The sequence below is a fragment of the Halobacillus sp. Cin3 genome (genome assembly GCF_947311855.1).
In the GTDB taxonomy this organism is placed as follows: domain Bacteria; phylum Bacillota; class Bacilli; order Bacillales; family Halobacillaceae; genus Halobacillus; species Halobacillus kuroshimensis.
Window position 1 is genome coordinate 200,475 of record NZ_CAMZMV010000004.1, and the last position, 14,455, is coordinate 214,929.

Annotated in this window: 11 protein-coding genes; 8 read left to right on the forward strand and 3 right to left on the reverse strand. The window is 46.9% G+C overall.

Annotated elements, in window-relative coordinates:
- Window position 1: 1 nt before the first annotated feature.
- From QMA39_RS14055 to rlmD, 8 genes are all read left to right on the forward strand, one after another.
- Entirely contained in the window at window positions 2-1,150 is a 1,149-nt protein-coding gene (locus QMA39_RS14055) for a CamS family sex pheromone protein (RefSeq protein ID WP_027955735.1), read from the forward strand.
- 609 nt (window positions 1,151-1,759) lie between these two features.
- Window positions 1,760-3,310 (forward strand): L-glutamate gamma-semialdehyde dehydrogenase, encoded by a 1,551-nt coding sequence (gene pruA / locus QMA39_RS14060; RefSeq protein WP_206933906.1) that lies wholly within the window; start codon window positions 1,760-1,762, stop codon window positions 3,308-3,310.
- 496 nt (window positions 3,311-3,806) lie between these two features.
- Window positions 3,807-5,318 carry a sodium/proline symporter PutP gene (gene putP / locus QMA39_RS14065; RefSeq protein WP_027955737.1) on the forward strand — a complete coding sequence of 504 codons (1,512 nt, stop codon included), beginning with the start codon at window positions 3,807-3,809 and terminating at the stop codon, window positions 5,316-5,318.
- A 252-nt stretch (window positions 5,319-5,570) separates the two neighbouring features.
- Window positions 5,571-5,861: an Asp-tRNA(Asn)/Glu-tRNA(Gln) amidotransferase subunit GatC gene (gene gatC / locus QMA39_RS14070; protein WP_160839217.1), complete on the forward strand. Its 291-nt coding sequence runs from the start codon at window positions 5,571-5,573 to the stop codon at window positions 5,859-5,861.
- 12 nt (window positions 5,862-5,873) lie between these two features.
- Window positions 5,874-7,346: an Asp-tRNA(Asn)/Glu-tRNA(Gln) amidotransferase subunit GatA gene (gatA, locus tag QMA39_RS14075; RefSeq protein WP_027955739.1), complete on the forward strand. Its 1,473-nt coding sequence runs from the start codon at window positions 5,874-5,876 to the stop codon at window positions 7,344-7,346.
- Window positions 7,343-8,773, forward strand: a complete 1,431-nt coding sequence (gene gatB, locus QMA39_RS14080; RefSeq protein WP_281659091.1) for an Asp-tRNA(Asn)/Glu-tRNA(Gln) amidotransferase subunit GatB — start codon at window positions 7,343-7,345, stop codon at window positions 8,771-8,773. The genes gatA and gatB overlap by 4 nt, the downstream gene beginning before the upstream one ends.
- Before the next feature lie 162 nt (window positions 8,774-8,935).
- Window positions 8,936-9,841 (forward strand): diacylglycerol kinase, encoded by a 906-nt coding sequence (locus QMA39_RS14085; RefSeq protein ID WP_206933908.1) that lies wholly within the window; start codon window positions 8,936-8,938, stop codon window positions 9,839-9,841.
- Between the two features lie 423 nt (window positions 9,842-10,264).
- Entirely contained in the window at window positions 10,265-11,644 is a 1,380-nt protein-coding gene (rlmD, locus tag QMA39_RS14090) for a 23S rRNA (uracil(1939)-C(5))-methyltransferase RlmD (protein WP_281659092.1), read from the forward strand.
- A gap of 44 nt (window positions 11,645-11,688) precedes the next feature.
- Here rlmD and QMA39_RS14095 read toward each other — a convergent pair whose 3' ends face one another.
- The 3 genes from QMA39_RS14095 to QMA39_RS19705 form a co-directional block, all read right to left on the reverse strand.
- Window positions 11,689-12,837, reverse strand: coding sequence for a tyrosine-type recombinase/integrase (locus tag QMA39_RS14095; RefSeq protein WP_281659093.1), 1,149 nt, complete (start codon window positions 12,835-12,837; stop codon window positions 11,689-11,691).
- A 14-nt stretch (window positions 12,838-12,851) separates the two neighbouring features.
- Window positions 12,852-13,382, reverse strand: a complete 531-nt coding sequence (locus tag QMA39_RS14100) for an ImmA/IrrE family metallo-endopeptidase (RefSeq protein ID WP_281659094.1) — start codon at window positions 13,380-13,382, stop codon at window positions 12,852-12,854.
- 64 nt (window positions 13,383-13,446) lie between these two features.
- Window positions 13,447-14,433, reverse strand: coding sequence for a hypothetical protein (locus QMA39_RS19705; RefSeq protein ID WP_348646619.1), 987 nt, complete (start codon window positions 14,431-14,433; stop codon window positions 13,447-13,449).
- Between the last annotated feature and the right edge of the window lie 22 nt (window positions 14,434-14,455).

Genomic DNA, 14,455 nt, shown 5'->3' on the forward strand with positions numbered 1-14,455 from the left:
CATGAGGAAGATGCACGCACTGTTACTTAGTTCGGTGCTTTTCGTGAGCGCGTGTACGCCCGTTTTTGATAATAGAGAAGAAGTTATACAGGAAACGACCGATGAGAACAATAACCAGTCGGCGATCGTCCCCAACTATACGATGTCTGAAGAAGATTACCGGATGATCCTGACCGAAAGCAGTCCGACGGTGTCCTCCGCCCGCGGGGTCACGACGAACCAGATGGGCAACCGGCTGGATATCGATGAATTTGAAAGCGGTCTGCGCCGGCATTCCAAGGAATACTATGATCCTGAGGATTACTTTTTCCAGTCGGGTCAGTATTTGACGGACGATACGCTGATCAGCTGGCTTTCCCGTGAAAGCGAAGGAAATGAAGGAGGGCTCAACCCTGAACTCGACGAGGATGAAGCATCAGAAGAAGAGTTCCGTGACAGTCCGAAATACATTTCCAATATCGTCGAACAGGATTACTTAGTGAAGAAGGAAGAAAACGTCGTGGAACTGAAAGGGGTCACGATCGGAATCTCCCTGCGTACGGTGTACAATTTCCAGACACCGGACGGAAAGAATTACTCTGAAAACCATTCGACCGAGGAGCTTTTGACAAAAGGGCAGCAGTACGCCGAGGAAATCCTGAAGCGTATCCGCGAAGATGAGGAGCTGAAGGACGTTCCTGTCGTATTTGCTTTGTATGAAGAAGAAGAGGCGAGCTCAAAAGTACCGGGCAGCTTCCTGAGCAAGGCTTATGTGAAAGGTTCCTCCGCGTCCATCGGTGGCTGGGACAGCATTGATGAGAAGCATGTGCTTTTCCCATCCAATGAAGCGGAAACCGATCACTTCGATGATTCTCAGGTATTTTCGGACTTCAGAAAAGAAGTATCCGACTATTTCCCGAACTTTGTCGGTATGATCGGCAACGGTTTTTACGTGAACAACGATCTGCGGGAGGTTACGATTGAAATTCCGATCGAATTCCAGTCGCAGTCCGAGGTTGTCGGGTTTACCCAGTATGTGTACAGTCTTGTCGTTGAAATGTTCCCGGACCATTATGGTGTTCAAGTGAACATTCACAGCATGGACGACCCGGAAAGCCTGATCGTTAAAAACGCAGGGGAAGAAGAACCTTTTGTACATGTCTATAAATAAACGAAAGCCGCACCCTGATTTTCAGGGTGCGGCTTTTTTCTATGAAGTGCTGACGGCCACGTTCCGCTCATTGAATGCTTGCTGCGGGCCCGGGCTCAGCTAACTTCGGCAGGAAAACCATCTGACCAAGTGGATCTTCGTCCCTCGATGTGTCCTGCTGGCGTCACCACCGAACGCTCCTCGCGGCTTCGCTGAATGGTGATTTGAAAAAGGGGAAGGGAGGGGTCCACCCTAATGGCACCTGTGTCACTGGAAAGCGTGCTTTACGGGTCATGACCAAGATTCCGAATCGGAAAGAAAATGGTCTGCAGTCCTGAAGAGCCAGAAAAAACATGGAGTTTCTCAACAAGCTGAAACCGTACCTCATAAACAAACGAAAGAAATGGGAATGTCATCGAGAGGAAAGGCAAGCATGAAGCAAGATGTTTTAGGAATTCGAAGCATGAGTGTAACAGTTGAGTGACACAGCCTTGAGAGCCTGTTAGAACGGTTTATTCCGTTTGAATAAGGCACACAGGTGCGGTAGAATAATTGTGGAAACGTTAATTGTTGTAATTTTCTTAAAATTACAAAGCGTACATCCATCTATTTTCAAGGAGGCGTTTTTTTATGGTGGTCCCTTACAAACATGAACCATTCACAGATTTCGCGTTAGAAGAAAATCGAAAAGCCATGCAGGCTGCATTGAAGCAGGTGGAGGCAGACCTTGGAAAAGATTATCCGTTAATCATCGGCGGGGAGCGGATCATGACTGACGAGAAGATCGAAGTCGTCAATCCCGCCAATAAAAAAGAAGTAATCGGCCGAGTGTCGAAAGCGAATCAGGACCTGGCTGAGAAAGCCCACCAGGTGGCTGATGAGACGTTTGACTGGTGGCGGAAGACGAAGGCGTCGTACCGCGCAGATATTCTTTTCCGGGCGGCGGCCATTGTCCGCCGCCGGAAGCACGAATTCACGGCCCATCTCGTGAAGGAAGCCGGAAAGCCGTGGAAGGAAGCTGATGCAGATACAGCCGAGGCGATTGATTTCCTGGAGTACTATGGGCGTCAAATGCTTGAAATAGATAAAGGAGTCGAAGTGAACTCCCGTCCGATTGAAAACAACCGGTTCCACTACATACCACTCGGCGTCGGTGTCGTCATTTCTCCTTGGAACTTCCTGTTTGCCATCATGTGTGGGACAACAGTCGCCGCCATGGTGTCCGGTAACACCGTCCTATTGAAACCGGCCAGTGCCACTCCTATCATTGCCTATAAAATGATGGAGGTGCTTGAGGAAGCCGGTCTTCCTGCAGGTGTTATCAATTACATTCCAGGAAGCGGGAAGGAAGTCGGGGATTACCTTGTGGATCATCCGCGCACACGCTTCATCAGCTTCACGGGATCTCGTGAAGTCGGTACCCGTTTATTCGAACGGGCAGCGAAGGTTCATGAGGGACAGAAATGGCTGAAGCGGACGATTATTGAGATGGGCGGAAAGGATACCATTATCGTAGATGAAGATGCCGACCTTGAACTGGCTGCGGATGCCATTACGTATTCTGCTTTTGGTTTTTCCGGTCAGAAATGCTCCGCCTGTTCCCGTGTCGTTGCGCATGAGGCTATTTACGATGACCTTCTTGACCGTGTCGTCCAGAAGACGAAGGAGGGCATCAGCTACGGGGACCCTTCTGATAACAGCCGTTATATGGGTCCGGTCATCGACCAGGGGGCGTACGACAAGATTTTAAGCTACATCGACATTGGGAAAGAAGAAGGGAGTTTAATGTGCGGCGGAAAAGGGAATGACAGTACAGGTTGGTTTGTCGCGCCGACGGTTTTTGCCGATCTTGCTCCAGATGCACGAATCATGCAGGAAGAAATCTTCGGTCCTGTCGTCGGTTTTACGAAAGCCAAGGACTTTGATGAAGCTGTCCGATTCGCGAACAATACAGACTATGGCCTGACGGGGGCGGTCATTACGAACAACCGTGACCATATTGAAAAAGCACGGGAAGACTTCCATGTTGGGAACCTGTATTTCAACCGCGGGTGCACAGCAGCTATTGTAGGGTATCATCCGTTTGGCGGATTCAATATGTCCGGAACCGACTCCAAAGCGGGTGGGCCGGACTACCTGCTGCAGCACATGCAGGGCAAAACGTCGTCTGAGATGCTGTAAAGCACAGGGCGCACCCTTCTTTTATCCAACATAAGAGAAGGGTTTTTTTATAAGGCAGAGGTACATACTAAAGAGGCAGAGAAAAGGGGGATAATTCCCTATTTTAACCAAAGTGATGAAATTTTTTTGAAGAAATTTTGTGAATGAATATCATTAAAACATCGTATATACGCATTTTTATGCGTGATTAGCGGATATTTATTCAAATAGGTCAAAATATGTAAATTTTTGCAATGTTCAGTCAAAAGTTATATGATATAGTTGTATCCGTGTTTGGTTTCCCTGAGTCTCTGTGACTCAAGAACCATAAGTCGGTACAAATGCATAACATTGTATATGACAAGCCTTGAAGGAGGTGAATCACTTGTTTGAGCTCGCGACTGCAGCATCAGCATCCATCGCCGGGGCGACCTGGTTCTGGTTGTTTGTCCCAATGCCAATACTAATCATTCTATCACTTATTTCCCTATTCACTGAGAGGAGCGAATAACAAACCATGAGTACTGCAACGTTAATAACGTTTATTATTTATTTAATCGGTATGCTGGGTATCGGATTTGCCGCATATCGTCTGACATCTGATTTATCCGATTATGTCTTAGGCGGTCGTCGTTTAGGACCAGGAGTAGCCGCACTATCCGCCGGTGCCTCTGATATGAGTGGCTGGCTGCTGTTAGGCCTGCCGGGTGCGATTTATGCTTCCGGATTGTCTGAAGCGTGGATCGGTGTCGGTCTTGCAATCGGTGCCTACTTAAACTGGCAGTTTGTCGCGCGTCGTCTTCGTGTATTTACAGAGGTTGCGAATGACTCGATTACAGTTCCTGACTATCTTGAGAACCGCTTCCGTGACAACTCCCACGTGCTACGTGTTATATCTGCATTTGTCATTCTATTATTTTTCACCTTCTATACTTCCTCCGGTATGGTCGCCGGTGCGAAGCTGTTTGAAGCTTCATTTGCCTTAAGCTATACACAGGCTTTATGGCTCGGCGCGATCGTAACTATTTCTTATACGTTCCTTGGAGGCTTCCTGGCTGTAAGCTGGACAGACTTCGTACAGGGAATTCTGATGTTCCTTGCTCTTATCGCTGTGCCGATTGTGGCTGTATCTGAGCTTGGTGGATGGAACGCAGCGACAGACGCTGTTGCCCAAATTGATCCATCCCACTTGAACATGGTGCAGGGTGTCGGTGCTCTGGCTATCATTTCCTCACTGGCCTGGGGACTTGGTTACTTCGGTCAGCCGCACATTCTTGTTCGTTTTATGGCGCTTCGTTCACCTAAGGATGTACCGAAAGCCCGTCTGATTGGTATCGGATGGATGGTGCTTGGCCTATACGGTGCCATTTTCACCGGCTTGTTCGGACTTGCCTACATCAATACAGCTGATGTAGCGGACTTGTCCACGTTTAATGCGGAAGTCATTACAGAAGGCGGCATCCAGATGCTTGCCGACTCTGAGAAGATCTTCATTACGTTCTCTCAAATTCTGTTCCACCCGATCATTGCGGGTATTCTATTGGCAGCCATCTTGTCTGCGATCATGAGTACGATTGACTCTCAGCTTCTTGTATCTTCTTCTGCACTGGCAGAGGACTTCTACAAAGCGTTGTTCCGTAAGAACGCTACAGAAAAAGAATTGGTATGGGTCGGACGTGTTGCCGTAGCCGGTATCGCTCTGATTGCCGTGCTTCTTGCCGGTAACCCGGACAGCACCGTTCTTGGACTTGTATCCTATGCATGGGCTGGATTCGGTGCCGCTTTCGGTCCGATCATCATCCTGTCCTTGTTCTGGAAAGGCATCACCCGTAACGGGGCGCTCGCCGGTATTATCGTCGGTGCCGTCACTGTTGTCATCTGGGGTGACTTCCTGAGCGGCGGTATCTTCGATCTTTATGAAATCGTACCAGGATTCCTGTTGAGCACCCTTGCCACAGTGATCGTCAGTCTGATGGGTACACCGCCGAAAGAAATCATTGAAGAATTCAATGAAGCGGCGAAACGCTAAACCGCTTTGAGTAAAATCCCCGGTCGCTGGACCGGGGATTTTTTACGTTAGAGGAGGCTTCCATCAAAGGAAAAGCCGCCTGTCCTCTTGTTCAATTTTCTGTCAGAAACGGCAGGTAATTTCCATCCGCACGGAAAAAGACAGGGGGCGGTGGATATGTTAAGATAGAAAAGGTGTGTTACGTACGTTGAAAATGGATTCTTAAATTTGGTATGATCATATATTATGTGAGATCGAAATGGAGGTCGCATTATGTCCAGAATCAGTAAAGATGAAGTGAAGCACGTCGCGAATCTTGCGCGTCTTGCGATCACGGATGAAGAAGCAGCAACATTCACAAAGCAGCTTGATGACATTATTACCTACGCTGAGCAGCTGAATGAGCTTGATACAACAGGCGTTGAGCCGACAACCCACGTCCTTGACCTTAAAAACGTCATGCGTAAGGACGAGCCGAAGAAGTGGATCACCCAGGATGATGCACTGAAAAATGCACCAGACAAACAGGACGGACAATTCAAAGTCCCATCCATTTTGGAATAAGGAGGTTCAACGATGTCTTTATTTGAGTACACGTTAAAAGAGCTTCAGGAGAAGCTACATAATAAAGAAATCTCCGTCACTGACCTTGTAGAGGAATCCTACAAGCGCATTGACGAAGTGGATGAAGAGATCCAGGCTTTCATCACACTGAATAAAGAAGCTGCCATGACGAAAGCAGCAGAACTGGATGCTGAGCGTGGAACAGCAGCGGAGAAGCTGTTCGGTCTGCCCATCGGCGTGAAGGACAACATCGTAACGAAAGGGCTTCGCACGACAGCAGGAAGCCAGATTTTGTCCAACCTGAACGATCCATTGTATGACGCAACCGTTGTGAACAAGCTGAACGACGCGAAGTCCGTCACGATTGGTAAATTGAATATGGACGAATTCGCAATGGGTTCTTCCAACGAAAACTCCAGCTACGCTGCTGTGCGTAACCCGTGGAACACGGATTATGTCCCAGGTGGATCCAGTGGTGGTTCTGCAGCTGCTGTTGCTGCAGGCGAAGTCCCTTATTCCCTTGGCTCCGATACCGGTGGTTCCATCCGTCAGCCGGCCGCTTACTGTGGTGTGGTCGGATTGAAGCCGACATACGGCCGTGTGTCCCGTTTCGGCTTGGTCGCTTTTGCATCCTCGCTTGATCAGATCGGGCCGATTACACGCAATGTCGAAGATAACGCGTTCCTTCTGGAAACGATTGCCGGCCATGACAAAATGGACTCTACATCTGCCAATGTAGAAGTGCCAAGCTACACAGAGTCTCTTACAGGTGATGTGAAAGGCTTGAAAATCGCTGTACCGAAGGAATACCTTGCCGAAGGTGTCGCTCCTGAGGTGAAAGAAGCGGTTCAGTCAGCCCTGAAAGAATACGAAAAAATGGGCGCGACATGGGAAGAAGTTTCCCTGCCGCACTCCAAATATGCGCTTTCCACGTACTATCTGCTTTCTTCTTCAGAAGCGTCTGCCAACCTGGCCCGCTTTGACGGTGTCCGTTACGGCAAGCGTGCCGAAGATGCGGAGTCTATGCTGGATATGTTCAAGCGTTCCCGCGCAGAAGGCTTCGGTGACGAAGTGAAACGCCGGATCATGCTTGGAACATTCGCACTGAGCTCCGGATACTACGATGCGTATTACAAGAAAGCCCAGCAGGTACGTACCCTTATTAAGAACGATTTCGAAAAAGTGTTCGAAGACTACGATGTCATCGTTGGACCGACAACGCCGACACCAGCCTTCAAAGTCGGCGACAAAGTGGACGATCCAATGACCATGTATGCCAATGACATTTTGACGATACCCGTCAACCTTGCCGGTGTTCCTGGTATCTCCATTCCTTGCGGTTTCTCCAGTGAAGGACTGCCGATCGGACTGCAGATCATCGGGAAACACTTTGATGAAGGTACTGTCTACCGTGCCGCTCACGCCTTCGAGCAGGCTACCGATTACCATACCCAACGCCCGTCCCTTGGAGGTGCGCGCTCATGAATTTTGAAACTATCATTGGACTTGAAGTCCACGTAGAACTGAAAACCGAATCCAAAATCTTCAGTCCGTCTCCGAACATGTTCGGAGATGACCCGAATACGAACGTCAACCCGATTGATCTCGGGTACCCGGGCGTTCTTCCGGTGCTGAACGAAGAAGCGGTAAATTTCGCTATGAAAGCTGCCATGGCCCTGAACTGTGACATTGCGGAAGACACGAAGTTCGACCGTAAAAACTACTTCTACCCGGACAACCCGAAAGCTTATCAGATTTCCCAGTTTGATAAGCCGATCGGAGAGAACGGCTACATCGACATCGAGGTCGATGGAAAGAAAAAGCGCATCGGTATCACCCGTCTTCACATGGAAGAAGATGCCGGTAAACTGACGCACAGTGACGACGGCTACTCCCTTGTCGACTACAACCGTCAGGGCACCCCGCTTGTTGAGATCGTATCCGAGCCGGATATCCGTTCTCCGAAAGAAGCGTACGCCTATCTGGAAGCGCTGAAAAACATCATCCAGTACACAGGCGTTTCTGATTGTAAGATGGAAGAAGGTTCCCTACGCTGTGACGCCAACCTTTCCATCCGTCCGATCGGTCAGGAAGAATTCGGTACAAAAACCGAGCTGAAAAACTTGAACTCCTTCTCCTTCGTTCAAAAAGGTTTGGAATTCGAAGAGAAGCGTCAGGAGCAGGAACTGCTGAAAGGCGGCGAAATCCTTCAGGAAACCCGTCGTTATGACGAGCAGACGAAGGAAACGATCCTGATGCGTGTGAAGGAAGGTTCTGATGACTACCGTTACTTCCCAGAGCCGGATCTTGTCCCGCTTTACATTGATGAGGCGTGGAAAGAACGCATCCGCGCGGAAATCCCTGAGCTTCCGGATGCCCGTAAGAAGCGTTACATAGAGGAGCTTGAGCTGCCGGCCTATGACGCGATGGTTCTCACAAACAGCAAGGAACTGTCCGATTTCTTCGAAGAAGCGATTGGCCAGGGTGCTGATGTGAAACAGGCATCCAACTGGATGATGGGTGAAGTATCTGCCTACATGAACAAGCACTATAAAGAATTGTCTGACCTTGCTTTGACACCTGAATCTCTGGCTAGAATGATTCAGCTGATCGAAGACGGTACGATTTCTTCTAAAATCGCCAAGAAAGTCTTCACAGAACTTGTGGAAAACGGCGGCGATCCAGAGAAAATCGTTAAGGATAAAGGACTTGTCCAAATTTCCGATGAAGGCCAGCTGACGGAAATCATCGTGAAAATCATGGACAACAACCCGCAGTCCATCGAAGACTACAAAAATGGTAAAGACCGCGCCCTCGGGTTCCTCGTCGGCCAGGTCATGAAGGAAACCAAAGGCCAGGCCAACCCGCCGATGGTAAACAAAATCATTCTGGCAGAAATGGATAAGCGCTGAGCCGAAGCCTGGACTGAATTATAGAGGGACGAAGCACGCACTCCCGGGTGCGTGCTTTCGTATGGTTTAGGACGAACGGTCATATACTAAATAAAGTTTGCAAAAACAGGAAAAAAAGATATGATGTATGATGGAACAAGCTTGGATAAAGGGGGTCATATGATGAAACGTGCCCGAATTATATATAACCCGACCTCTGGACGAGAACTCATTCGCAAGGTTCTCCCGGACATTTTACAGAGATTCGAACAGTCCGGCTATGAAACCTCCGCGCATGCCACAACGTGTGCCGGTGATGCCGTCAAGGCCGCCCGTTATGCCGTCGAGCAGGAGTTCGACGTCGTTGTAGCCGCAGGAGGCGACGGAACCATTAACGAAGTGATCAACGGACTTGCCGAACAGGACCATAAACCGAAGCTCGGCGTCATTCCAGTCGGGACTACCAACGATTTTGCCCGTGCCTTGCACATCCCAAGAAACATCCATAAAGCCGTCGATATCATCCTTGAGGATTACAGCCACCCTCTCGATATCGGACGCGTGAACGACCAGTATTTTATGAACATATCCGGTGGAGGAAAGATCACCGAAGTTTCCTATGAAGTGCCAAGTAAACTGAAGACGATGATCGGTCAGCTTGCCTATTACTTGAAAGGCATCGAGATGCTGCCATCGATCCGCCCGACCCGTGTCGAGATCGAATACGACGGCAAATGGTATGAAGGAGAAATCATGCTGTTTCTCGTCAGTAACACGAACTCGGTCGGCGGACTCGAAAAGCTGGCTCCGTCCGCACGTATGGACGACGGCCTGTTTGACCTGATGATCATTGAAAAAATGAACGTCGCCGAGTTTGCCCGTCTGGCCACACTCGCGATTCAGGGGAACCACCTGAACCATCCGAAGTTCATTCATACTACGGCCAGCCGTGTAAAAGTGAAGACGGATGAAAAGATGCAGCTGAATATTGACGGGGAATTCGGTGGATTATTGCCCGGGGAATTTGTCAATTTATACAGGCATCTGGAGTTTTTTGTCCCGGAAGATAAGTTCAAGGAAGAAGAATAAGGGGGAGCGCTGCTGTTGGAACAGTGGCGTTCTTTTCTTTTGTTTTAAGTGCTCGTGTGGAGAATGCTTGAGGTGGAAGTCGGCAGGTCTCTATAAACAGCCTGCGAGGGCGACTTCGCACTTAGGGTTATCCGGCTGCGCTGCCCAGCTGCTCGAGGTCATAAGTCCATCGGCTCTGAAAAGGAAGAACGCTTTTCAGTTCCGCTGTTCTTATGCTTGTCGCAGCTATCAGGGCGACTCCGCACTTAGTGTTATCCGGCTGCGTCGCCCAGCTGCTCGAGGTCATAAGTCCACCGATTGTGAAAAGGAAGATCACTTTTCATAATCGGCGTTCTTATGCTTGTCGCAGCTTATCGGGGCGACTCCGCACTAAAAGATATGATAAACTACGGTTAGAGTATATAGATAAAGGACGGATGAATGATGGCGAAGGTGAAGCCGCCTGTACAGAAGAATGAGACGATACAAGTGACGTTTGAGGATTTGACCCATGAAGGCAATGGGGTAGGGAAAGTTGATGGCTATCCGCTTTTCGTACCGTATGGCCTTCCCGGCGAAACGGCTGATGTGAAGGTCGTGAAAGTGAAAAAGAACTTCGGATTCGGGAAGCTCCTGGAGGTGAGGGAGGAAAGTGAACACCGTGTGGAGCCGCCGTGTGATGTATTTTATCAGTGCGGAGGCTGTCAGCTTCAGCATATGAGCTACCAGATGCAGCTCGATATGAAGCAGAAGCAGGTCAAAGACAACATGAAGAAAATCGGACACATGGAGCATGTGCCTGTCCACCCGACGATGGGGATGGAAGATCCGTGGCGCTACCGCAATAAAGTGCAGATCCCGGTCGGCCAGAAGGAAGACGGTGAGTTGATGACCGGCTTCTATCAAAAGCGCAGCCACAACATCATTGATATGGATACGTGTCTGATTCAGGACGAAGTGAACGACCGCATGGTGGAAACCGTACGCCGTATCGCATCCAAGCACGGCCTGGATGCCTATGACGAACAGACCCACCGCGGTGTGCTGCGTCACATCATGGTGCGTACTGGACAGAACACGAATGACATTATGATCGTTATCGTAACGAAAACGAAAAAACTGCCTCATAAAGATGAAATGATCAATGAAATCCGTGATGCATTTCCAAATGTGAAATCCATCGTTCATAACGTGAACAGCGCGAGAACGAATGTCATTTTAGGAAAAGAAACGAGCGTCCTCTGGGGCGATGAGTACATTTACGATACAATCGGTGACATCAAATTCATGATCTCGCCAAAATCGTTCTATCAGGTCAATCCGACTCAGACGAAAACGTTGTATGATAAAGCGTTGGAATATGCGGATCTTAGAGGCGGCGAAACCGTTATTGACGCTTACTGCGGTATCGGAACGATCTCTCTTTTCCTCGCCCAGAAAGCTAAAAAGGTGTATGGCGTTGAAATCGTACCGGAAGCCGTCACCGATGCGAAAAAGAATGCGAGTCTCAACAAGATGGACAACGCAGACTTCTTCGTTGGTGAAGCAGAAAAACTGATGCCATGGTGGCGCAACCAGGGGCTTCGTCCAGATGTGATCGTTGTCGATCCACCGCGTAAAGGCTGTGACGAAGAGCTGTTGAAGGCGATGCTTGATATGGAACCGGAGCGTATTGTTTATGTGTCCTGTAATCCATCGACGCTTGCGAGAGATCTTAAGGTGCTGGAAGATGGCGGCTATGAGACGAAGGAAGTCCAGCCGGTGGATATGTTCCCACAGACGAGTCATGTGGAGTGCGTTACGTATTTAACGCCTAAGCGATAGTGTTTTTAAAGAGGGAAACACATGAGTGGTCACATTTTGACCACTCATATGTTTTTTCTGAGGTAATTTCCAAACTTTTGAGCAGATTCATTCTTCATGTTATCAGTTACATGAGCATAAATATCTCCAGTCGTTTTTATACTTCTGTGACCAAGACGATCCTGGACCTCTTTTAATGAGTTGCCAGCTTCAAGCATGAGGGAGGCATGAGTATGTCTCAAATCATGAAGCCGTATTTTGGTTACGTCAGCCTTTTTGATTAGTCGATTGAATATAGTGGTCAAAGTTCTAGGGTAAATCGGACGGCCATCTTCTCGACAGAAGACCAAATTATAGTTTTTATCGTATTCTTTACCTAAGATCAACTTGAATTCGCTTTGTTTTGTTTTATGCTGCCGTATTTCATTGGTTACATAATCATCAATCTTTATTGTCCGGTAAGAAGATTCATTTTTTAATTCTCCAAATCGGAATCCTTTCTGATCATAGATGAGGTTTCGGTTCACATTAATACACTCATCATCCAAATCGATATCTCCCCACTGCAACCCCAATAACTCACCTCTACGAAGTCCAGTGTAGATAAACGTTAAAAATACCGCATAATAATTTAGATTTTCATACTTAGCAAAATGAAGGAATCGCTCAATCTCATCAGTTGACCAAGTAACGTGTTTCCTTCTTCTCCCTCTAGGGATATCAACCTTCTCCATAGGATTCCTTGTGAGCAGCTCCCATTCCACCGCTTTTTTCAATGCACCATGAAGAATGACTGATATATATTCTACATACCTTTCAGACAAACCCTCGTCCAGCAATTCATTAATATACTTTTGGCAGAGTGGAGCTGTAATGAGGGATAGTTGAACATCCCCCATTTGTGGCAGCAATCGATAGTCAATAGCTCTCTTATAACTATCGAATGTGGTTTCCCTCAATTTCCGTTTGCCGTAAAGGTCCAGCCATTGATCCATGTACTCACTGAGAGTAAGTTTTGAATCATTAATGAACTGTTTATTATTCAATTCGTGTTGAATTTGTGTGACTGCAGCTTCAGCTTCAGTTTTTGTGGTGAACCCTCTTCGGACGATTTGCTTCCGTTTCCCAGTACGCGGATCTCGACCAGCTTCAACAGTCACTTTCCACGTATAACCTTTCTTGTTTTTTGCTTTTACTTTTTTAAAGGACGCCATAAGTACACCTCCTGTTAGTACCATAAATTAAGAATGCGGTCTTTTTCGGTACAATTTTTCTTTGCTATGCTTTGAAAATAATCTTCTTGCTTCTTAGTTTCGAATTGCTTTAATCGTTTCACTGCCACCTCTATAGTCACATTGAAATTTTTGCAAACAAGATCGGTAGCCTTGTATATGTTGAATGGAATATCCATATTTTCCAACATGAAGGTAGGCACACAAAGGTGGTAGGCGAAATTATCAGCCTTCCATTCCTGGTATTCCCTGAATAATTCGGGCATGCCATACTGTTGGCCGCAGTCCATTAGGACATGTGAGAGTTCATGCCCGAACTTAAAGACCTGTTCTTTACGTGAGGCTCTCTTATCCAGAAAGATGTATTTTTCATTACCTACAATCAGAGCTTCGCTTGGGTTGTTCCAATAATTCAATTCAATTTCCAGATTGTGAGCGATCTTGTTGATATTTATTTCGTCTGGAGTCGTAATCTGGATGGAGTGGAGCAGCTTATGTACATAACTCTCTAACGATGTGTAATTCATAAAAAACCGCCTTTCGGAACGTATGTTCGGTTTTGTGGTAAAAAGAAAAGCGTGTAATACACGCTTACTCAAATGTAACTGGTACTTCAACGTCTTCTCCAACCGTCGATGCATCTTTTGCAATTCCATCAAAGTAAAAAGTGAGGTCTTCTATCTGTGATAAATCCTCATCTTCTAGATTATACGGGATTATAAATTCTTGTTTTACTTGCCCAATATGCTCAGATTCACCTTTATTTAGCATATCTTGTGCCCCATATTGACCTTTGGTGTTAGTAGTTACTTTTGCAGAGAATGGATGGAAACTAACTGTGTCTTCAGAGGTGTTCTCTGAGTTAATTAAAGCAATTGCCAAGTTAAGGTTTTCTTGATCAAAAAAAGACTTACTATCTTGATTTGGCTTAAACCTCGCTAACAGGACTTTATTAACCGTGAATTTTAAAGGACCGCTCTTAAATTCACTTTGTTCTGGTTTGGATGTGTTTACAATTTCATAAGTTCCGTAATCATCTTTAACGGCATCATTTTCTTGTGCCTCTTGGAAAGTAATTTCTATTTGCTTTTCAAACTTAGGAATACTACCAGAACCAACTGCATTTAAAACTTCTTTATACTTATTAAATTCCTCACCTTCAAGCTCACCATTAACTTGAATTAGAATATCTTCTCTTGCAGCAGTATGAGAATAAAGCATCGCACTTTCTTTCCCTAAATCATCATAATATGATTTCATTTCTTCAAGGTCATCTTTATTTTCGAAGCTGAAAATTCTCCCACCAGAGTCCGCTCCTAGTGAGGGTATTAGAAATCTTTTTGCTTCGTCTGATTTCATAGGAGCCATTCCGAAGTCGTCAGCTTTCATTTCAGTAGGTTTTTCTGCTTCTAAGTTAGCTTCTTGGAACGCTTCTAGTACTGAGTCCACTGTTACTTCTGTAGATCCACTGTCTTCTTTATTACTTTCTTCTCCCTGGTTACCAGAAGATTCGGTGCTACTACACGCAACTAAAAACAACGTTAAAAAAACAATTAGCATAGGTCCAAATCTTTTCACTTATAATACTCCCCTTTTTAAT